15 protein-coding genes and 2 pseudogenes are annotated in these 19,791 nt (G+C 73.2%); 5 read left to right on the forward strand and 12 right to left on the reverse strand.

All coding sequences use genetic code 11. The features are described from left to right. Positions 1-19: 19 nt before the first annotated feature. The 3 genes from ACGF5T_RS13615 to rdlA all read right to left on the reverse strand — a co-directional run bounded on the left by ACGF5T_RS13615 (position 20) and on the right by rdlA (position 1,825). On the reverse strand, positions 20-793 hold the full coding sequence (locus tag ACGF5T_RS13615; protein WP_361016603.1) for a chaplin: 774 nt from the start codon (positions 791-793) through the stop codon (positions 20-22). 124 nt (positions 794-917) lie between these two features. Continuing rightward, positions 918-1,145, reverse strand: a complete 228-nt coding sequence (chpD, locus tag ACGF5T_RS13620) for a chaplin ChpD (RefSeq protein ID WP_356603971.1) — start codon at positions 1,143-1,145, stop codon at positions 918-920. Between the two features lie 287 nt (positions 1,146-1,432). Beyond that, the gene (gene rdlA, locus ACGF5T_RS13625) at positions 1,433-1,825 is read right to left on the reverse strand and encodes a rodlin RdlA (RefSeq protein WP_356603537.1); all 393 of its coding nucleotides are present in this window, start codon (positions 1,823-1,825) and stop codon (positions 1,433-1,435) included. 260 nt (positions 1,826-2,085) lie between these two features. Here rdlA and rdlB point away from each other — a divergent pair, with 260 nt between their 5' ends. Beyond that, positions 2,086-2,487: a rodlin RdlB gene (gene rdlB, locus ACGF5T_RS13630; protein ID WP_356603539.1), complete on the forward strand. Its 402-nt coding sequence runs from the start codon at positions 2,086-2,088 to the stop codon at positions 2,485-2,487. 88 nt (positions 2,488-2,575) lie between these two features. Here the strand turns inward: rdlB and ACGF5T_RS13635 are convergent, their stop codons facing one another. The 5 genes from ACGF5T_RS13635 to ACGF5T_RS13655 all read right to left on the reverse strand — a co-directional run bounded on the left by ACGF5T_RS13635 (position 2,576) and on the right by ACGF5T_RS13655 (position 11,515). Beyond that, positions 2,576-4,504, reverse strand: a complete 1,929-nt coding sequence (locus tag ACGF5T_RS13635) for an AMP-dependent synthetase/ligase (RefSeq protein ID WP_366768984.1) — start codon at positions 4,502-4,504, stop codon at positions 2,576-2,578. A gap of 115 nt (positions 4,505-4,619) precedes the next feature. Beyond that, the gene (locus ACGF5T_RS13640; RefSeq protein WP_366768983.1) at positions 4,620-6,182 is read right to left on the reverse strand and encodes a von Willebrand factor type A domain-containing protein; all 1,563 of its coding nucleotides are present in this window, start codon (positions 6,180-6,182) and stop codon (positions 4,620-4,622) included. Positions 6,183-6,429: 247 nt separating this feature from the next. Then, the gene (locus ACGF5T_RS13645) at positions 6,430-7,311 is read right to left on the reverse strand and encodes an ABC transporter permease (protein ID WP_356603545.1); all 882 of its coding nucleotides are present in this window, start codon (positions 7,309-7,311) and stop codon (positions 6,430-6,432) included. Continuing rightward, on the reverse strand, positions 7,308-9,965 hold the full coding sequence (locus tag ACGF5T_RS13650; protein ID WP_366768982.1) for an alpha/beta fold hydrolase: 2,658 nt from the start codon (positions 9,963-9,965) through the stop codon (positions 7,308-7,310). Before ACGF5T_RS13650 ends, ACGF5T_RS13645 begins: the two co-directional genes overlap by 4 nt. Before the next feature lie 125 nt (positions 9,966-10,090). Further along, complete coding sequence (locus ACGF5T_RS13655; RefSeq protein ID WP_366768981.1) at positions 10,091-11,515, reverse strand: APC family permease; 1,425 nt, start codon at positions 11,513-11,515, stop codon at positions 10,091-10,093. A 344-nt stretch (positions 11,516-11,859) separates the two neighbouring features. On the opposite strand from ACGF5T_RS13655, the gene ACGF5T_RS13660 reads away from it, so the two are divergent. Further along, a complete protein-coding gene (locus ACGF5T_RS13660) occupies positions 11,860-12,723 on the forward strand; it encodes a hypothetical protein (RefSeq protein ID WP_366768980.1) in 864 nt (287 codons plus the stop codon). A 52-nt stretch (positions 12,724-12,775) separates the two neighbouring features. Here ACGF5T_RS13660 and mmsA read toward each other — a convergent pair whose 3' ends face one another. From mmsA to ACGF5T_RS13675, 3 genes and pseudogenes are all read right to left on the reverse strand, one after another. Then, positions 12,776-14,278: a CoA-acylating methylmalonate-semialdehyde dehydrogenase gene (gene mmsA / locus ACGF5T_RS13665; RefSeq protein ID WP_356603569.1), complete on the reverse strand. Its 1,503-nt coding sequence runs from the start codon at positions 14,276-14,278 to the stop codon at positions 12,776-12,778. 14 nt (positions 14,279-14,292) lie between these two features. Further along, a pseudogene (locus ACGF5T_RS13670) lies at positions 14,293-14,493 on the reverse strand (hypothetical protein); the annotation flags it as partial. Further along, positions 14,492-14,636: pseudogene (locus tag ACGF5T_RS13675) on the reverse strand (5-deoxy-glucuronate isomerase); the annotation flags it as partial. The pseudogenes ACGF5T_RS13670 and ACGF5T_RS13675, both read right to left, overlap by 2 nt. A gap of 560 nt (positions 14,637-15,196) precedes the next feature. Between ACGF5T_RS13675 and ACGF5T_RS13680 the strand changes: the two are divergent. Next, the gene (locus ACGF5T_RS13680; protein ID WP_366768979.1) at positions 15,197-15,388 is read left to right on the forward strand and encodes a MerR family transcriptional regulator; all 192 of its coding nucleotides are present in this window, start codon (positions 15,197-15,199) and stop codon (positions 15,386-15,388) included. 292 nt (positions 15,389-15,680) lie between these two features. Here ACGF5T_RS13680 and ACGF5T_RS13685 read toward each other — a convergent pair whose 3' ends face one another. After that, complete coding sequence (locus ACGF5T_RS13685; RefSeq protein ID WP_366767304.1) at positions 15,681-16,718, reverse strand: zinc-dependent alcohol dehydrogenase family protein; 1,038 nt, start codon at positions 16,716-16,718, stop codon at positions 15,681-15,683. Between the two features lie 156 nt (positions 16,719-16,874). Between ACGF5T_RS13685 and ACGF5T_RS13690 the strand changes: the two genes are divergently transcribed. Next, entirely contained in the window at positions 16,875-17,114 is a 240-nt protein-coding gene (locus ACGF5T_RS13690; protein WP_356603573.1) for a heavy-metal-associated domain-containing protein, read from the forward strand. Positions 17,115-17,197: 83 nt separating this feature from the next. Beyond that, the gene (locus ACGF5T_RS13695; protein ID WP_366767303.1) at positions 17,198-19,546 is read left to right on the forward strand and encodes a heavy metal translocating P-type ATPase; all 2,349 of its coding nucleotides are present in this window, start codon (positions 17,198-17,200) and stop codon (positions 19,544-19,546) included. Positions 19,547-19,791 lie beyond the last annotated feature (245 nt).

Below are 19,791 nucleotides of genomic sequence, written 5' to 3' on the forward strand. Positions count from 1 at the left end.
GGGCGGCGGAGCGCCGGGGTCAGCGGCGGGCCGCCACCCGGCTGCGGCGGTAGAGGATCGCGCCACCGGCGATCATCGCCGCACCGGCGGCCGCGGCGGCCGGCGCGCCCGCACTGCCGGTCTCCGCGAGCACGGGCGGCTTCTCCGTCTGCGGGGCGGGCGGCTCCTCCTCACTCGCGGGCGGGGGCTCCTCCTCGCCGGCCGGCGGCGGGGGCTTCTCCTCACCGGGCGGCGGCGGCTCCTCGTCGGTCGGCGGCGTGGTGGGAGGCGGCGGCTCCTCCTCGCCGTAGCCCGGGGGCTCCTCCTGCGCCTGGTCGCAGGAGTTGCCGAAGACCGGGTTGAGCGCGGCGATGACGTCGACGGTGTTGCCGCAGAGGTTCAGCGGCACGTCGACCGGCACCTGCGCGTTGTTCCCGGAGCCGACGCCGGGTGAGCCCACGGCCTCACCGCTCGCGTGGGACCCGGACGGCACCCGGACGTCCTCACCGGGTCCGGTGCCGTACCCGGTGTCCTGGCCGGTGCCGTAACCGGGGCCGCCGGTCTTCTCGTCCGAGCTGTTCTCGCACTCGTTGCCGAAGGCCGGATTGAGGGCGGCGATGACGTCGACGGTGTTGCCGCAGGCGTTCACCGGTACGTCGAGGGGGACCTGGACGGCGTTGCCGGACGCGACGCCGGGCGAGTTCGTGGCGGTCGCGTCCGCATGCGAGTCGGCAAGGGCGGGGCTGCCGCACAGGGACAGGATGCCTGTCGCGGCGGCTGCCGCGACCATCCCCCTGCTCAGGGTCTGTCGCACTCTCGTTGTCTTCCTGCTGGTAGAGATGGCTGGAGAACGGGCTGCAGAAAGGGGAGAAGCCGGCCCCGAACCAAACGAGTTGGCCAGGGCCGGCCGTGACGCAGCCGGTCGGTGCGGAACGACGTCAGTCGTTCTCGCACTGGTTGCCGAACGCCGGGTTCAGCAGACCAACAACGTTGATCGTGTTGCCGCACACGTTGACGGGAACGTGCACGGGGACCTGGATCACGTTGCCGGACAGGACACCCGGGGAGCCGACAGCGGCACCCTCGGCGCCCGCATCGGCGAAGGCCGGGGCGGCCATGCCGAGGGCCATGATCGCGCCCGCGACGACAGCAGCGCTCTTCTTCATGAACTTTCCCTTCTCTGCGGTCATGCCTGAATGACGGCCGAAACCGCGCGAGCACAGCATTGACGGCTCGCACCATGACCTGCAGCCTGCAAACGAGGAATTGACGGCCGGGGAAACTACCGAACGCGGGGACCCGAGATATTCACTCGAATGCCCTACGATCCGTTACGGCCGTACCTCCAGGAGAGCGACGACGTCGTTCCGCTCGCCCGGCGAAAAACCGGCCCGTGCGACCGGGCGGCCCGCGGAGAGGTCAGCGGGCCCGCCCGGACCGAGCGGGATGAGGCTCAGCCCTCGCCGTTGGCCGACAGCACCGACAGGTCCTCGAGGACGTGCGAGATCGCACCGTCCCTCTTGGCCTGCGTGGAGTTGTCGTCGCACTGCTGGTTCAGGTCGTCCGCCAGGACGTTGACGTCCTGGATCGGGACGATGTTGATGACGGCGACGTTGATGTCCTCGAGGCCGACGCACGGCTTGTTCAGCGTGCCCTCGACCAGCGAGAGCTGGGGGCTCATGTCGCCGTCGGTCGCCGAGTTGCCGAACGACGACGAGGCGCCGTTGCCGTTGGCCACGGCCGGCCCGTTGTCGTCCCCGATGGCAAGCGCCTGGGGCGCGGCAGCAGCGGACATGCCGATCACAGAAGCGGCAGCCGCCGCGGCGACCATTGCCTTCTTGAGCACTTCGCGTTCCTTTCGTCGTAGCGACGCACTGTCCTACGGCCTCATCAACCCGGTGCGGAGTGATTGGTTGCGGGCGTTCACCCGGTTGGCCCGCACGGGATCTCAAAAGCCCTGGAAAATCCGCCGGAATGCCGGGCGGCCCGTGGATACGTACACATTTCCCGTTGTCGGCCGACGGAGTGAACGGGAGAAACCCGACTGCACTCACGGAGTTGACCAGAGGGCTCCGGTGGACGGGGTTTCTGAGAAAGGACTGGCCAGTGATCAAGAAGGTTGTTGCCTACGCGGCGATCGCCGCCTCCGTCATGGGGGCCTCCGCTGCCGCGGCCCCGCAGGCGATGGCGATCGGCGACGACAGCGGCCCCGTCTCCGCGAACGGGAACGGCGCCTCGCAGTACTTCGGCAACTCGGCGACCCACGGCAACATGAGCCCGCAGATGGCGCTCATCCAGGGCTCCTTCAACAAGCCCTGCCTCGCCGTCAGCGACATTCCGGTCAGCGTCATCGGCATCGTCCCGATCCAGGACCTCAACGTCCTGGGCGACGACATGAACCAGCAGTGCTCCGAGAACTCCACGCAGGCCAAGCGTGACGGCGCGCTGGCGCACCTCCTGGAGGACGTCTCGATCCTGTCCTCCAACAGCGAGGGCGGCAAGGGCTGACATCGGCCGAGGGGCGGGCCGCCGGGTGCACCGGCGGTCCGCCCCTTTCGCATGCCGGCGGCCGGGCCGCGCCCCGCCGCCGCCCGGGTCAGCGGCCCGGCGTGGCGTACAGCGCCTCGATCTCGTCGGCGTACGCCGCGGCCGCCGCGTGCCGCTTCACCTTGAGGGAGGGGGTCAGCAGCCCGTTCTCCTCGGTGAACTCGCCCTCGACGAGGCGGAAGGCGCGGATCGACTCGGCCCGGGAGACGGCCGCGTTGGCGTGGTCGACGGCCCTTTGCACGTCGGCTCGCATCCGCTCGTCCCGGACGACCTCGGACATCGGGGTGTCGGCGGGCAGCCCCCTGACCGACAACCAGTGGGCGACGGCGTCGGGTTCGAGGGTGATCAGGGCCGCGACGAAGGGGCGGTTGTCGCCGACCACGAGGCACTGGGCGACGGGCGGGCGGCTGCGCAGCCGGTCCTCCAGGACGGCCGGTGAGACGTTCTTGCCGCCGGAGGTGACCAGGATGTCCTTCTTGCGGCCGGTGATGGTCAGGTAGCCGTCGGCGTCCAGGGAGCCGAGGTCGCCGGTGGCGAACCAGCCGTCGGTCAGGACGGCGTCGGTGGCCGCCGGGTCGTTCCGGTAGGCGCCGAAGACGATGCCGCCCTTGACGAGCACCTCGCCGTCGTCGGCGATGCGCACGGACGTGCCGGGGACGGGCGGGCCGACGGTGCCGGGGCGGGGGCCGAGCGGCGGGACGATGGTGGCGGCCGCGGTGGTCTCGGTCAGGCCGTAGCCCTCGTAGACCATGATTCCGGCGGCGTAGAAGAACAGGTTCAGGTCGCGTTCGAGCGGGGAGCCGCCGCTGATGGCGTAGCGCATCCGGCCGCCGAGCTCCGCGCGGACCCGGCGGTAGACCAGCAGGTCGTACAGGGCCCAGCCGGCCCGCAGGGCGGGGCCGGGCCCCTTGCCGCGGCCAAGGAACCGCTCCAGGTGCGCCGCGCCGAAGCGGACGGCGAGTCGGTGGGCGCGGTCGAAGGAGGCGCCGCGGCCGATCTTCTCGGCGGTCGCGCGGCCCGTGTCGTGGATCTTCTCGAAGAGGTACGGGACGCCGACCAGGAAGGTCGGGCGGAAGGACTTCAGCGCCGGGCGGAGTTCGTCGGGTTTGATGCTCGGGAAGTGGCCGACCTCGATGCGGGCCAGCAGGCAGGCGATCTGGATCGTGCGGCCGAGGATGTGGGCTAGGGGCAGGAAGAGGAGGGTCGAGGCGGTCTGGCCGGTGACCTCCTCGAAGATCGGATGGAGCAGCTCGACCGTGTTGGCGGCCTCGGCGTGCAGGTTGGCGTGGGTGAGGACGCAGCCCTTGGGGCGCCCGGTGGTGCCGGAGGTGTAGCAGACGGTGGCCACCGTGTCGGGGGTGAGGGCGGTGCGGCGCTTGGTGACCTCCTTGTCGCTGACGTCCCGGCCGAGGGCGGTGAGGTCGGCGAGCGCACCGGCGTCGAGTTCGAAGGTGCGCGGGCGTTCGGGGTGGGAGGCCGTGCCCGCCACGACGGTGGCGGTGTGGGCGGCCGTCTCGGTGACGACGTGGGCGGCGCCGGAGTCGCGGACGATCCACTCGACCTGGTCGGCGGAGGAGGTGGGGTAGACGGGGACGGTCTGGCCGCCCGCCGACCAGACGGCGAAGTCCAGGACCGTCCACTCGTAACGGGTGCGGGACATGACGGCGACCCGGCCGCCGGGCTCCAGGCCGGCGGCGATCAGGCCCTTGGCCACGGCGGTCACCTCGCGGGCGAACTCCGCCGCGGTGACGGGCCGCCAGACTCCGTCCACCTCGCGGCGCAGGACCACCGCGTCCGGGGCCTCGGACGCGTTGGTGAAGGGGATGTCGGCGGTGCTGCCCGTGGTGGGGCGGGGGGCGAGGGGCGCGGTACGGGCCTCGCGGACGGTGCCGCTCTCGTCCCTGACCGTCTCGGTCGTCGTGCGGGACGCCAGGCCACCGCGCTTCCTCGCCCGTTTCAGGTCCCTGTGTACGCCCATGTCGGCTCCCGGTCGCGGATCGGACGGAGGTGCTGTCGTGCCGTGTTCGTTCCACTTACTTACTCGAGAGTAAACTTACTGGAGCGTAAGGAAGAGTCAACCCGGGCGCGGTGTGTCAGGTCGTCAGGCGGTCCGCCGTCGCGATCGCCTCGGCCAGTCGCCGGACGTCCTCGTCCTCGGTGCGGTCGGCCAGTGTCCCGGCGTGCTCGGCGAGCCGGCCGAGGCCCGGGGCGCCCGGCAGGGAGCCGTGCCGGTCGTCGCCGAAGGAGCGCAGCGCGTCGGCGAAGTACGCGGCGGTCGCCGTGACGCGCAGGCCCCGGTCCGCTTCCCAGACGGAGTCGTCGAGGTCGCCGGTCTCCATGTCGGCGGACTCCTCGTGCGGGGCCCTGGTGCGGGGGTCGAGCCAGCGGACGGTGGCCGTGGCGAGCCGGCCGTCGGCGCCGGGCCGGACGCGGACGGCGTACAGGGCGGTGACCGTGTGGCCGGGGCCGACCTCGCCGCCGTCGACGCGGTCGTCGCGGAAGTCGTCGTCGGCGACCTCGCGGTTCTCGTAGCCGACGAGGCGGAACTCGGCGACCGCCTCGGGGTCGAAGGCGACCTGGGCCTTGGCGTCGCGGGCGGTCAGCTCGATGTGGCGGGGCAGTTGCTCGCAGAACACCTCGCGGGCGTCCTCGGTGTCCGACACGTACGCGGTGTGGCCGTCGCCCTGGTCGGCGAGGCGCTCCATCAGGGCGTCGCCGTAGTCGCTGCCGACACCGACGCCGAACAGGGTGACGCCGTGCTCGCGGCGGGCGTCCGCGATGCGTTCGAGGATGGCGTCCGCGTCGGTGTCGCCGGTGTTGGCGAGGGCGTCGGAGACGAGGACGACGCGATTGGTGGCGCCCGCGCGGCGGCCCTCGACGGCCGTGGCGTAGCCGGTGTCGACGCCCGCGCCGAGGTTGGTGGAGTCGGCCGGCTCCAGGCTGTCGATGGCCTTGTGCACCCGGCCGCGGTGGTCGCCGAGCCGGGTCATGGGCAGCACGGTCTCGGCCTCGTCGCTGAAGGTGACGAGCGCGACCGAGTCGTCGACGCGCAGCCGGTCGGTCATCGTGCCGAGGGACTCCTGGGCCAGGTCGAGGCGGCCGGGCTCGGCCATGGAGCCGGAGACGCCGATGACGAACGTGAGGGCGGCGGGCGGGCGTTCGCCCTCCCGCTCGGCGCTCCGCGTGGCCAGCCCCACCCGGACCAGCGACCAGTCCTCCTCGCCGGTGCGGGCGCCGTCCACGGTCACGGAGAAGCCGTCGGCGCCGGGACGGTCGTAGTCCTGACGGAAGCTGTTGACGAACTCCTCGGGGCGGACCGTCGACGGATCGGGCAGCCGGCCCTCGGAGAGGGTGCGGCGGGCGTACCCGTAGGAGGCGGTGTCGACGTCGAGGGCGAAGGTGGAGAGGTGGTCGGGGGCGGCGTCACGCGCCTCTCCCGTCCCGGGTGGGGTGTCGCCTCCGTCGGGGCGCTGTCCGTCCTCGCCGCGGGGGCGGTCGGGCGCCGGGAGCGGGGCCGAACCTCCCCGGGAGTCGGACGCGGTGTCCTTCGCTCCCTGTGCCGCGTCGTCGCCCTGGCAGCCGGTGAGCAGCAGGCCGCCCGCCGCCGTGAGCGCGAGCAGCGCGCCGATCGGCCTTCGTGTCCGGTACCGCTTCATCTTCCGTGCCCCCTGGTTCCGTTGACGCCGGTGTACGTGACGGTGACGGCGCGGCGGGGCGGAACGTGCGGTGCGTGGCGTCACGGGTGCGTCTCGAAAGGGGCACGGCGGCGGGCGGCCGAGACCGGTGGGTGACCCTCCGGTGACCGGGTCGGTGTCTTCGCGCGTCGACGCCGACGGGCGCCCCGGGAGGGGCACCCGTGTGTGCGCGGCGGGAGGGCGGGGGCCAGGGCCTGTCCGACCGGCGCTAGGAGACGACGTCCTTGCGGGCGAACCCCCGGAAGGCCAGGGCGAACAGCACGAGGGCGTACGTCACCGACAGCGAGGTGCCCTGGATGAGGCGGGTCCAGTCCAGCTGGGGCCGGACCGCGTCGAGCCAGGCGTACTGCCAGTGCGCGGGCAGGAAGTCCCGCCAGTCGCCGAGGGCGGTCACCTCGTCCAGGACGTTTCCGATGATGGTCAGGCCGACCGCGCCGCCGACCGCGCCGAGCGGTGCGTCCGTCTTCGTGGACAGCCAGAACGCCAGGGCGGCGGTGACCAGTTGCGAGACGAAGACGTACGCCACGGTGATGGCGAGGCGCTCGGCCGCCGTGCCGGTGGGGAGGCTGCCGCCGGTGGGCAGCTCCAGCGGCCCCCAGCCGTAGGCGACCGTGCCGACGGCGAGCGCGACCAGCGGCAGCAGGACGATGGCGGCGAGGCTGAGGATGAGCGCGACGACCAGCTTGGACCACAGCAGACGGGCCCGGGGCACCGGCGCCGCCAGCAGGTAGCGCAGCGAGGACCAGCTCGCCTCCGAGGCGACCGTGTCCCCGAAGAACAGGGCGACGGGCACGACGAGGAGGAAGCCCGCGGAGGCGAAGAGGTTGACCGCGGCGAAGTTCGCCCCCGAGGCGGTGGCCGAGTCCATCAGGCTGACCTGGTTGCCGCCGCCCTCCGGTCCGCCGCCGACCCGGAAGGCGACGAGCAGCACGAACGGGAGGGCGAACAGGATGCCGCCCATGACGAGCGTGCGCCGCCGCTTGAGCTGCCGGACCAGCTCCACCCGCACGGGCAGGGTGCGGCCCGCGCGGTAGCCCTCGGCGACCTCCCGGGGGCCGGCGGGCTCGGCGCGTTCGGCCAGCGTGCTCATGCCGGGTCTCCGATCAGGGTGAGGAACGCGTCCTCGAGGCGGCGGTGGGGGCCCACCGACTCCACGGGCACGTCCAGGCGTACGAGGTCGGCGACCAGGCGGCGGGCGGTGCCCTCGGCGGCGGCGTCGAGGCGGACCAGGAGGCCTTCGTCGGTGCGGACGGCCGAGGCCACGCCCGGCAGGGCGGCGACCTTCTCGACGAGGGGCGCGTCGACGGGCGCGGTGGTGCCGACCAGCAGCGTGTCGCCGGAGCCGACGATCTCGCCGACCGGGCCGGCCTGCACCAGCCGGCCGTGGTCCATGACCACCAGGTGGGTGCAGGTCTGCTCGACCTCGGCCAGCAGGTGGCTGGAGACGATCACGGTGCGGCCGGCCGCCGCGTAGCGGATCATCACCTCGCGCATCTCGCGGATCTGCGGCGGGTCCAGGCCGTTGGTCGGCTCGTCCAGGATCAGCAGGTCGGGAAGGCCGAGCATGGCCTGGGCGATGGCGAGGCGCTGGCGCATGCCCTGGGAGTAGGTGCGCACGGCGCGGGCGAGTGCCTCGCCGAGGCCGGCGATCTCCAGGGCCTCGTCGAGGTGGGCGTCCTCGGGCGGGCGGCCGGTGGCCCGCCAGTAGAGCTCCAGGTTCTCGCGGCCGGACAGGTGCGGCAGGAAGCCCGCGCCCTCGACGAAGGCGCCGACGCGGGAGAGCACGGGGGCGCCGGGCGCGATGGCGTGGCCGAAGACGCGGATCTCGCCGCCGTCGGGCGTGATGAGGCCCATCAGCATGCGCAGGGTCGTCGTCTTGCCGGCGCCGTTAGGTCCGAGCAGGCCGAGTACCTGGCCCTGCTCCACCCGGAAGGACAGGTCCCGGACCGCGTACCGGTCGGTGGACCTGGCGTACCGCTTGGTCAGGTCGGTGATCTGGAGCGGCACGCCGGCCAGCGCGGGGTCGGGCGGCGGGGCCGTGGTGCGCCGGCGGGCCGTCAGCAGCAGGGCCGCGGCCACCGCCGCTCCGGCGAGGGGCGCCCACCAGACCCAGGCGGGCAGCCCGGCCACCTGGCCGGTCCCGCCGAGCGCCGTCGGCACCTTCAGGTCGCCCTTGAGGGAGACGGTGTAGGTGGCGGGGGCTGCCGGAGAGGCGTAGGCGAGGTCGGTGGAGGAGAGGACCAGGCGCAGCCGGTGGCCGTCCTCGACCTCGTGGTCGACGGCCGGCAGGGTGATCGTCACGTCCTTGCCGGCCTTGGCGTCCTCCACCCTGAGGGGCGTGACGAGCTGGGCGGGGAGGATCTGCTGGGTGCCGCCGGGCCCCACGTCGTACACCTTGGCGAAGAGCACGGCGTCGTCGCGGGTGGACTTCACGTGCACGGTCGCGGTGGGCGAGCCCGTGATCTGGAGATCCTCCTCCAGGGGCGCCGACTCGAAGGCGGCGAACTGGCCGGGGAACTCCAGGGAGATGCCGACGCCGAGCGAGGAGAGCCGGGAGAGGCCGCCGGAGCCGCCGATGCCGGGCACGGCGGAGACGGCGGGCGGACTGGCGCCGGCCGGGTTGTCGAAGCGCTGCTCGCGTCCGCGCAGGGCGATCGCCTGCGGCTCGCTCGTGAGGCCGGGGTAGGAGTCGGCGCTCACGCCCTCCAGGCGCGGTTCTCCGTCGCCGGTGCCGGCGCCGAGGGTGCGGGTGACGCGGAAGGCGGGGCCGGTGCCGGCGGACTCGTCGTCCTTCAGATAGCGGTCGAACCACGTCCCGATGCGGTCCTGGACGCGGTCCGTCTCCATGTCGCCGCCGTCGTGCCCGCCCGAGACCCAGTCGACCTCGACGGGGGCTCCGTTGGCCCGGATCGCCTTCGCGGCGGCGTCGGACTGGCCGAGCGGGAAGAGGGAGTCGGTCTGTCCCTGTATCAGCAGCGTGGGCACGTCGATGCGGTCGCCGACGGCCTGCGGACTGCGCTCCTCCAGGAGCTTCACCGCCTCGGCGTCCGGCGCCCCCTGCTCGGCGACGCGCTGGTACATCCGGCAGAGGGTGGCGTCGAGCTCCTCGCAGCCGCCGCCCAGGTTGACGAAGAGGCCGGCCCACAGCTTCTTGAGGACGCCGTTCGGGAAGAGGGCGTCCGCTAGGTTCCAGTAGGTGATGGCGGGGGCGATGGCGTCGACCCGGGCGTCGTGCCCGGCGGCCAGCAGGGCCACGGCCCCGCCGTACGAACCGCCGGCCACGCCCACGCGCGGGTCGCCCTGCCGGTCCAGCCGGACCTCCGGCCGCTTCGCCAGCCAGTCGATCAGCCGGGACACGTCGGCGACCTCGCCGTCCGGCGCGTTCAACCCGATCCTGCCGGTGGACCTGCCGAAGCCGCGCGCCGACCAGGTCAGCACCGCGTACCCGTCGCGGGCGAGGGTCTTCGCCTGCTCGCGTGCGTCGTCCTTGCTGCCGCCGAAGCCGTGCGCGAGCAGGACGGCCGGGCGCCGGCCGCCGGAACCCGCCGTGAAGTACGAGGTGTCCAGGCGCACTCCGTCGCCCACCGCCAGGGTCCGGTCGGTGCGGTGCACCGGGGGCGGGTCGTCGCCGGCGACGGCCGTCCAGGTCCCGGCTCCGGCGAGTACGACGACGGCGGCCGCGGCGCAGAGAATCCGCCGCGGCCCCCGTAGCAGCCCTCGCACGCGGGGCAGTCGAAGATCCATGTGTCAACGGTACGGGCCGCCGCCGACAACCGGGGCAGTCCGGGGGCCGAACCTCCGCCCCTCCCAGGGAAGTACGCGGCCGGTCCCGCGTACCGCGGGCGCGGTAGGGCGGCTTGCGGACGGCGTCACGGCCGGGCGGGCTCCCGGACGTCGTCGGGGACGGTCACCAGCCAGCGCGTGTCGCGGCGCGGGCGCAGGTACAGGGCCCAGTACAGGGTGGCCGCGGCGGTGATGCCGCCGGTCCACAGCAGGTGGCCGGTCTCCTGCTGGGTCAGGATGTAGGCGAGGACCACGATCAGCAGGACCGGCACGACGGGCCACAGGGGCATGCGCCACGCGTGCGCGTGCCGGTGGGCACCGCGCCGGCAGAGCAGGGCGGCGACCGCGACGAGCAGGTACATGCCGGTGACGGAGACGCCCGTGACCCCGTACAGGGTGTCCAGGTCGACGAAGCACAGCAGGGCGCCCGGCACGCCGACGGCGAGGGTGGCGACCCAAGGGGACCCGAAGCGGCCGAGCTTGGAGAAGACGCCGTTCACCGGGGCGGGCCAGGCCTTGTCGCGGGCCGAGGCGAACAGGACGCGTGAGTTCTGGATGACCATGACGATGCCCGCGTTGATGATGGCGAGGGCGACGCAGAGGCTGACGAAGGTGCCGACGGCCGAGTTGGACCAGGCGGTGACCATGGCGCCGATGTCGCCGCCGGTCAGCTCCGCGAGGTCGGAGGCGCCGAGGGTGATGGCGACGACCGGGACCAGGATGATCACGGCGGAGATGGCGAGGGTGGCGAACACCGTGCGGGCGACGTTGCGGCGCGGGTTCTCCAACTCCTCGGAGAGGTAGACGGCGGTGGAGAAGCCCTGGGTGACGAACAGGGCGATGGCGAGCCCGGAGACGACCAGCATCGCCGTCACGGGGTCCGCGCCGCCGTCCGCGCCGGCCACCTCCAGGGAGGCGAGGCTGCCGGGACCGCGCTCCGCGTGGGCGAAGCCCAGCACCGCGACGACGGCGGCGGCGATGACCTCCAGGACGAGGAAGACGCCGGTGATCCAGGCGTTGGCCCGCAGGTCGAGGAGGCCTGCCAGGGTTGCGAGCAGCATGACGCCGGCGCCCGCCACGGACGGGTCGAGGTGCACGATCGGGGCGAGGTAGTCGGCCGTGCCCATCGCGATCACCGGCGGCACGATCATGACGACCAGCAGGGACAGCACGAAGACCAGCCAGCCCGCCAGCCGCCCGGCCAGGGTCGACACCATGGCGTACTCGCCGCCCGCGCTGGGGATGAGGGTGCCCAGTTCCGAGTAGCAGAACGCCACGGCGATGCAGAGGAGGGAGCCGATGGCGATGGTCAGGGCGGTGGCGGTGCCGAGCGAGCCGAACAGGTCGGGGACCACCACGAACAGCGTGGAGGCGGGGGTCACGCACGAGAGCGTCAGGAGAGTGCCGCCGACGACCCCGATGGAACGCTTGAGCGTCCGTGACTCCGGCGGTGCCGGAAGGTCGGGGGGCGCTGTGGCTGCGGTCTCGGCGGGGCGGAGCGTGTCGGTCATGGAGCGGTTCCGATCGACTCGGGCGGCGTGGTTCGGGCGGGAGCGCTATCGCCTCCGGCGGCTTGCTCGTACGTGGTTCTCGTCCGCTCCCGACGCCAGATGGAATCCCGACGAAAACCGCCGCGTCAATGGCTGTTTACCTACGGAAACCGTTGTTCCAAGCCGCTTGGACACCGGTAAACCGCACGATGCCCCTTGAGTCAGAAGACCTTTGCGGCGTGCGGGAACCGTAGGGGGCGGGGCAAAAAAAGGTGCCGTCGTCCGGTATCCGGACGCTGTCGGTGGTGCCCGGTACAGTCCTCGGCACAGGTGAATCACAGGAACACGGCACTGGGTGGGGACTCATGAAGCTGAGGTACACCGCGTCCTGGGTGGGGCTGACCGCGGCGGCGATGGTCGCGGCGACGGCGTGCGGTTCGCAGGGCGCGAAGACGGCGGCGGAGACCGCCGACAAGGCGGCCGACACGGCCGTGAGCCGGACGGACACGATCATGGCGGCGCTCTCCCGGGCCACCGACCGGACCGAGGAGCTGGGCTCCGCGGAGGTCCGGATGTCGACCGATCTGGGCCCGGGCGAGCCGATCTCCATGGACGGCACGTACTCGTGGGGCGACGGCTACGCCTTCGACGTCGAGATGGACACCGAGGCCGCGCAGATGCAGGCGCTCACGGCCTCCCCGACGGTCCGCACGCTGTTCGTGGACGGCGCCTACTACTACGACATCGACCCGCAGCCGTCCGGCCCGCTCGCGGGCAAGGAGTGGATGCGGATCGACGGGTCGGCCGTGTTCGGCGACGCGGGCGCGGACGCGCTCAGCGGGTCGGCCGGCGGCAGCCCGTCCGCGTCCATGAAGGGGCTGAAGTACGCCGACGATGTCGAGGACCTCGGTCGGGAGACGGTCAACGGCCGCTCCACGACGCACTACCGGGCCGTTCTCGACCAGGACGACATGGGCAGGCTGAAGAACGCCTACGGCGACGAGGGGAACCTGTTCGGCCAGATGACCGGCGGCTCCACCACCGTCACCATGGACGTCTGGGTGGGCGGCAAGGACCTCCCGGTGCGCATGACGCAGGAGTTCGGCGCCATGAAGGTCACCATGGACTTCGACAAGTTCGGCGCCACCAAGGAGATCGTGGCCCCGCCCGCCGCGCAGACCGGCGACCTCACCCAGGAGGTGAAGGACGCCGGGGCGCAGCAGGGCTGAGACGGCGTGACGGTGCCCGTGTCCCCGGCCGGGACACGGGCACCGCGGTGGCTCAGTGGTTGCGCGGGAAGCCCAGGTCGACGCCCGCCGGGGCGTCGGACGGGTCCGGCCAGCGGGTGGTGACGACCTTGCCGCGGGTGTAGAAGTGCGTGCCGTCGTTGCCGTAGATGTGGTGGTCGCCGAAGAGCGAGTCCTTCCAGCCGCCGAAGGAGTGGTAACCCACGGGGACCGGGATCGGCACGTTCACGCCGACCATGCCGGCCTCGACCTCCAGCTGGAAGCGGCGGGCCGCGCCGCCGTCCCGGGTGAAGATCGCGGTGCCGTTGCCGAACGGCGAGGCGTTGATGAGGGCCAGACCCTCCTCGTAGGTCTCGGCGCGCAGCACGCACAGGACGGGGCCGAAGATCTCGTCCTGGTAGGCCTTGGCCGTGGTCGGCACCCGGTCCAGCAGGGAGATGCCGATCCAGTGGCCGTCCTCGTGCCCGTCGACCGTGAGTCCGGTGCCGTCCAGGACGACCTCGCAGCCCTCGGCCGCCGCGCCCTCGACGTAGGACGCCACCTTGTCGCGGTGCGCCGCGGTGATGAGGGGGCCCATCTCCGAGGCCGGGTCGTCGCCCGGACCGATCTTGATCTTCTCGGCGCGCTCGCGGATCTTCCGCACCAGCTCGTCGCCGACGGCGCCGACCGCGACGACCGCGGAGATCGCCATGCAGCGCTCGCCGGCCGAGCCGTAGGCCGCGGACACGGCCGCGTCCGCCGCCGCGTCGAGGTCGGCGTCCGGCAGCACCAGCATGTGGTTCTTGGCGCCGCCGAGGGCTTGGACGCGCTTGCCGTTCGCGGAGGCGGTGGTGTGGATGTACCGGGCGATGGGCGTCGAGCCGACGAACGAGACCGCCTTGACGTCCGGGTGCTCCAGCAGCCGGTCCACGGCCACCTTGTCGCCGTGCACGACGTTGAAGACGCCGTCCGGCAGACCGGCCTCGGAGAGCAGCTCGGCGATCTTCATCGCGGCCGACGGGTCCTTCTCGCTCGGCTTGAGCACGAAGGTGTTGCCGCAGGCGATGGCGAGGGGGAACATCCACATCGGCACCATCGCCGGGAAGTTGAACGGCGTGATGCCGGCGACCACGCCGAGCGGCTGGCGGATCGAGGCCACGTCGACGCGGGTGGCGACCTGCGTCGACAGCTCGCCCTTGAGCTGCACGGTGATGCCGCAGGCCAGGTCGACGATCTCCAGGCCGCGCGCGACCTCGCCGAGCGCGTCGGAGTGCACCTTGCCGTGCTCGGCGGTGATCAGGCCGGCGATCTCGTCGCGGTGGGCGTCCAGCAGCGCCCGGAACGAGAAGAGGATCGAGGTGCGCTGCGCCAGCGAGGACTGGCCCCACGTCAGGTAGGCGTCCTTGGCCGCGGCCACCGCGGCGTCCACCTCGTCGACCGAGGCGAAGGCCACCTTCGTGGTGACCACGCCGGTCGCCGGGTTCGTCACCGGCCCGTACGATCCCGAGGCGCCTTCGGCGGTCTTGCCGCCGATCCAGTGGTTGACGATGTTCGTCATGACCGAGAACTCCTTCACAGATGGCGGCGACGGGTCGAGACGTGCCGTTGGTCCAGCTCACGGGCCGTGACCGGCGACGATCGGCGCGCGGTCCGCGGCGATCGGGCCATGGTCTCGGCCATGGGTCCATCCCAGCAGCCGGGCGCTCGGGACGCGCCCGACACTGTGTATGCGGTTCGGGTGTCCGCGTAGACACCTGGGGCAGTGCGGGCGGCCGGCACGCCGGCGGGACGCGGGAACCTCCGGCGCGGGGCCGGTGCGAGCGGGGAGTCGGCGCTCGTGCCTCGCTCCTGCCAGGGCGAAGCGGCCTTCCCGCGCCGGAGGCGTTTCGTGGGGGAACCGGCGGGCGCGCATCCCGGCCCCGGCGGCCAGGTAGTGCGCGCCATCGCGTTCCCCTTCGTGCCCGTCGTGCACGTCGTACCGGTCGTAGCGGTTCAGGCGGTTCAGGCGGTTCAGGCAGTCCAGGCGGTCTCGGCGGTCCTGGCGGTCGTGCCCGCCGTCGTCCGTCCGTCCGCCCGTCCGTCCGCCCGTCCGCCCGTCCGCCGTTGCGTCTCCCCCGGTTTCTAGCCCCGTGCGTGCGCCCTGTCAATGTTTTGTCCGGACATTCGGACGACAGAGCGAGCGACATGCTCCGGGTGGCCGCCCGCCCGGGCGCGGGGAACACCGCCGGCCGCCCAAGTCAACGCGCCACGCCCGGACTCCGGCTTACGCCTTTGCGGCATCCCTGTCACAAAGACGCCCCTCCCGTCACGGATGTCACGCGCACGCGGGTCTTCCGTCACACCCGGGAACGGCCCCTGACCGCCCCTCACCCGACGTCGTTCTCTCCGCACAGGCTTGGTGATCGCCAGCGCAGCGCCCGGCTCCCCCCTGGCGGCCGTCCCCGGTCGCCGCCGCGGTGCGCGCGGGGAGGTGCACGTGACCGACCGAAGGCTCTGGTCCTACAAGGACATCGCGGCCCACATCCGGGTACAGCCGGACACCGTGCGGTCGTACCGCAAGCACGGGCTGCTGCCCCCGCCCGACCACGTGGAGAGCGGAAAGCCCTACTGGTACGCGGACACGATCCGGGCCTGGGTGGCCTCCCGGCCCCGCAACCGGAAGCGATAGGCCGGCCGGCGCCCCGCACGGCCGGAAGGGCGTTCCGCGCTCCACCGCCCGGTGGGGCGCGGTGCCGCCCGTGGACTGCCCGCTGGGACCCGTCCCGCACGGCCGCAGGACGGCCCTGCGGCCGTGCGGGACGGTGAAGGGGGCGCGGCGGGAGGCGGAGCGGCAGGACGCGCGCGGGTCGACGAGTTACTGACGGCCGCCTTCGACGCCGAGTGGGCCGCCCACCGCGGGCGCCCCGCGGGCCCGCCCGCGAGGACCCGGGGGCCCGGCCGCGAGGACCCGGGGGCCGCGGTCACGGCAGGACGACCACCACGCCCGCCCCGGGTGCCGTGTCCATGACCGAGAGGGCCGCGGGGGCCGCGTCCAGCGGGATCGTGGCCGTCGCGAGCCGCTCGGGCCGCAGCACCCCCGTACGGACCAGTTCCATCATCGGCGGGTAGGTGTGCGCGGCCATGCCGTGGCTGCCGAGGAGGGTCAGCTCCAGGGCGATGACGCGGGCCATGGGGACCGGCGTGGTGCCGGTCGGCGAGGGCAGCAGGCCGACCTGCACGTGCCGGCCACGGCGGCGCAGGCCGTTCACGGACGCGGCGCAGGTGACCGGTGAGCCGAGGGCGTCCAGGGAGAGGTGGGCACCCCCGCCGGTCAGCTCGCGCACCGCCTCCGCGGGGTCGGGCACGGCGGTCGCGTCCACGCACGCGGCCGCGCCGAACTCGCGCGCCCGCTCCAGCGCCCGGGCCGACACGTCCACGGCGACGACCCGCGCGCCCGAGGCGGCGGCGATCATCACCGCGGACAGGCCCACGCCGCCGCAGCCGTGCACCGCGACCCACTCCCCCGCCGCGACCCGCCCCTGCTGGACCACGGCCCGGAACGCCGTGGCGAACCGGCAGCCGAGCGAGGCCGCCGTCGCGAAGGACATGTCCTCGGGTATGGCGACGAGGTTGACGTCGGCGTGGTCGAGCGCCACGTACTCGGCGAAGGACCCCCAATGGGTGAAGCCCGGCTGGGTCTGCCGCTCGCACACCTGGTGGTCGCCCGCCGCGCAGGCACCGCAGCTTCCGCAGGCGCAGACGAAGGGCACCGTCACCCGGTCACCGGGCCGCCATCCCGTCACCCGGTCGCCGACCGCCTCGACGACACCGGCGAGTTCGTGCCCGGGCACGTGCGGCAGGGCGATGTCCGGGTCGTGGCCCTGCCATCCGTGCCAGTCGCTGCGGCACAGCCCGGTGGCCCCGACGCGGACCACGACGCCGTGCGCGGCGGGCTCCGGGTCGGGCACCTCACGCACCTCGGCCGGCTCCCCGAACCGCTCGAACACCACCGCGCGCATCCGCCACCCTCACTCCCGTACCGGCACTCCCGCTACCCGTCCCCCATCACACGGCAGGCCCTGCGAAGCCCATACCCCCTAGGGGTACAGTGGGGGTACGTGGTCCACGCCGGATCACGGGTACCCGCCCGGCACGCCCCGACGAGGAGTAACGACATGACCGCCCAGACCGACACCCAGGGCTCCGTCACCACCGTCTACAAGGTGAGCGGAATGAGCTGCGGACACTGCGAGGGCGCCGTCTCCGGCGAGATCTCCGAGATCCCGGGCGTCGGCTCGGTGCAGGCCGTCGCCTCGACCGGCGAGGTCACCGTCGTCTCCGAGGCCGCCCTCGACGACGAGGCGGTACGCGCCGCCGTGGACGAGGCGGGCTTCGAACTCGTCGGCAGGGCCTGAGCGGCACCGCCGCACCCCGGCAGCACCCACAGCCCCTCCGGCCGGGCCGCGCGCGGTCCGGCCGGCCGTCAGGAGCCTGGACCATGACCAGCACCACCGCGCCCGACCCCACCGCGTCCGACGCCGTCGCGTCCGGCACCACCGCGCCCGACACCGCCGCCCGCGGTGCCACCGCGGAGGCGTCCACGGGCGGCCCGGCCGCCGCGCCGGACCTCGCCGAGGTCGAACTGCTCATCGGCGGGATGACCTGCGCCTCCTGCGCGGCTCGCGTCGAGAAGAAGCTCAACCGCATGGACGGCGTCACCGCCACGGTGAACTACGCGACGGAGAAGGCCCGGATCACGTACCCGGCGACCACCGGGGTCGCCGACCTGATCGCGACCGTCGTCAGGACCGGGTACACCGCCGAGGAGCCCGCGCCGCCCCCGGAGCCGGCCGACGCGGCGGGCGACCCGGACGCTGACGCCGGCGACGACGGCGACCCTGGGCCGGCCGCCCTCCGCGGGCGCCTCGTGGTCTGCGCCCTGCTGGCGGCGCCCGTCGTGCTGCTGGCCATGGTCCCGGCGCTCCAGTTCGACAACTGGCAGTGGCTCTCGCTCACCCTCGCCGCGCCCGTCGTCGTGTGGGGAGGGCTGCCCTTCCACCGCGCCGCGTGGAAGAACCTCCGGCACGGTGCGGCCACCATGGACACCCTCGTATCGCTCGGCACGCTCGCGGCGTTCGGCTGGTCCCTGTGGGCGCTGTTCCTCGGCGACGCGGGCATGCCGGGCATGCGGCACGGCTTCGACCTCACCGTCTCCCGCACGGACGGCGCCTCCGCGATCTACCTGGAGGCCGCCGCCGGTGTCACCGCCTTCCTGCTGCTCGGCCGCTGGCTGGAGGCCCGCTCCAAGCGCCGCGCCGGGGCCGCGCTGCGGGCGCTGATGGAGCTGGGCGCGAAGGACGTCGCGGTCCTGCGGGACGGGCGCGAGGTACGCGTCCCGGTGGCCCGGCTCGCGGTCGGCGACCGGTTCGTCGTACGGCCCGGGGAGAAGATCGCCACCGACGGCACGGTGGTCGAGGGTGCCTCGGCCGTGGACGCCTCCATGCTGACCGGCGAGTCGGTGCCGGTGGACGTGGCGGTCGGCGACACCGTCACCGGCGCGACGGTCAACGCCGCGGGCCGGCTGCTGGTCGAGGCGACCCGGGTGGGCGCGGACACGCGGCTGGCCCGGATGGCGAAGCTGGTCGAGGACGCGCAGAGCGGCAAGGCCGAGGTGCAGCGGCTCGCCGACCGGATCTCCGGGATCTTCGTACCCGTCGTGCTGCTGATCGCCTTCGCCACCTTCGGCGGATGGCTGGGCGCCACCGGTGACACGGTCGCCGCGTTCACCGCCGCCGTCGCCGTGCTGATCATCGCCTGCCCCTGCGCCCTGGGCCTGGCCACGCCGACGGCCCTGATGGTCGGCACGGGCCGCGGCGCCCAGCTCGGCATCCTCATCAAGGGCCCCGAGGTCCTGGAGTCCACGCGGCGGGTGGACACGGTCGTGCTGGACAAGACCGGCACCGTCACCACGGGCCGCATGACCCTGCACGAGGTGTACGCCGCCGAGGGCACCGACGAGGAACGGGTGCTGCGGCTCGCGGGCGCCGTCGAGCACGCCTCCGAGCACCCCGTGGCCCGCGCGGTCGCGGCCGGCGCCGAGGAGCGCCTCGGCCCGCTCCCCGGGGTCGAGGACTTCACGAACGTCCCCGGTCGCGGCGTACGCGGGCGCGTGGACGGCCTCCAGGTGGCCGTGGGGCGCCTCTACGACGTCCTGCCGCCCGAGGTCGCCCGGGCCAGGGACGAGGCCGAGAGGCGGGGCCGTACGGCCGTCGTGGTCGGCTGGGACGGCGTGGCGCGTGGGGTCGTCGCCGTGGCGGACACGGTCAGGGAGACCAGCGCGGAGGCGGTGGCCGAGCTACGCCGGCTGGGGCTCGCCCCGGTCCTGCTGACCGGCGACAACCGGCGCGTGGCCGAGTCGGTCGCCCGGGCCGTCGGCGTCGACGAGGTGATCTCCGAGGTGCTGCCCGAGGAGAAGGTCGCCGTGGTGGAGAGGCTGCGCGCCGAGGGCCGTACGGTCGCGATGGTCGGGGACGGCGTCAACGACGCGGCCGCGCTGGCCACCGCCGATCTGGGGCTGGCGATGGGCACGGGGACGGACGCGGCGATCGAGGCGGGCGACCTGACGCTGGTGCGCGGGGACCTGCGGGCGGCCGCGGACGCGATCCGGCTCTCCCGGCGGACCCTGTCGACGATCAAGGGCAATCTCGTGTGGGCCTTCGGTTACAACGTGGCCGCGCTGCCACTGGCCGCCGCCGGACTGCTGAACCCGATGATCGCGGGGGCGGCGATGGCGTTCTCCTCGGTCTTCGTCGTCACCAACAGCCTCCGGCTGCGGGCGTTTCGCTGAGGTCTCGATGCCCGGACCCCTCTGGAGTCCTGCGCGCGCCTCACATAAGCTCTTCACAAGGCTCGCGCATCTTCCTTACGCTTGGGTACCGTTCGACGTATCGGGGCCCTTGCGCACCTAACGGACATATGCAAGAGACGCAGATCACAGTGATGCGAACGTAACCATCTAAGGGGTTCGAAGGTCTAAGTTGGCGATGTCAGGCAGCGTCTTGGGGGGCGCCACCTGACATCTGGGGACGTCTT

The organism is Streptomyces sp. NPDC047853 (genome assembly GCF_043204535.1).
GTDB lineage: Bacteria > Actinomycetota > Actinomycetes > Streptomycetales > Streptomycetaceae > Streptomyces.

Excerpts from the sequence above, each read along its gene's own strand:
- chpD (WP_356603971.1), bottom strand. The coding sequence starts at position 1,145 with ATGAAGAAGAGCGCTGCTGTCGTCGCGGGCGCGATCATGGCCCTCGGC.
- ACGF5T_RS13635 (WP_366768984.1), bottom strand. The coding sequence starts at position 4,504 with ATGGGCGTACACAGGGACCTGAAACGGGCGAGGAAGCGCGGTGGCCTG.
- ACGF5T_RS13640 (WP_366768983.1), bottom strand. The coding sequence starts at position 6,182 with ATGAAGCGGTACCGGACACGAAGGCCGATCGGCGCGCTGCTCGCGCTC.
- ACGF5T_RS13645 (WP_356603545.1), bottom strand. The coding sequence starts at position 7,311 with ATGAGCACGCTGGCCGAACGCGCCGAGCCCGCCGGCCCCCGGGAGGTC.
- ACGF5T_RS13650 (WP_366768982.1), bottom strand. The coding sequence starts at position 9,965 with ATGGATCTTCGACTGCCCCGCGTGCGAGGGCTGCTACGGGGGCCGCGG.
- ACGF5T_RS13655 (WP_366768981.1), bottom strand. The coding sequence starts at position 11,515 with ATGACCGACACGCTCCGCCCCGCCGAGACCGCAGCCACAGCGCCCCCC.
- ACGF5T_RS13660 (WP_366768980.1), top strand. The coding sequence starts at position 11,860 with ATGAAGCTGAGGTACACCGCGTCCTGGGTGGGGCTGACCGCGGCGGCG.
- mmsA (WP_356603569.1), bottom strand. The coding sequence starts at position 14,278 with ATGACGAACATCGTCAACCACTGGATCGGCGGCAAGACCGCCGAAGGC.
- ACGF5T_RS13685 (WP_366767304.1), bottom strand. The coding sequence starts at position 16,718 with ATGCGCGCGGTGGTGTTCGAGCGGTTCGGGGAGCCGGCCGAGGTGCGT.
- ACGF5T_RS13690 (WP_356603573.1), top strand. The coding sequence starts at position 16,875 with ATGACCGCCCAGACCGACACCCAGGGCTCCGTCACCACCGTCTACAAG.
- ACGF5T_RS13695 (WP_366767303.1), top strand. The coding sequence starts at position 17,198 with ATGACCAGCACCACCGCGCCCGACCCCACCGCGTCCGACGCCGTCGCG.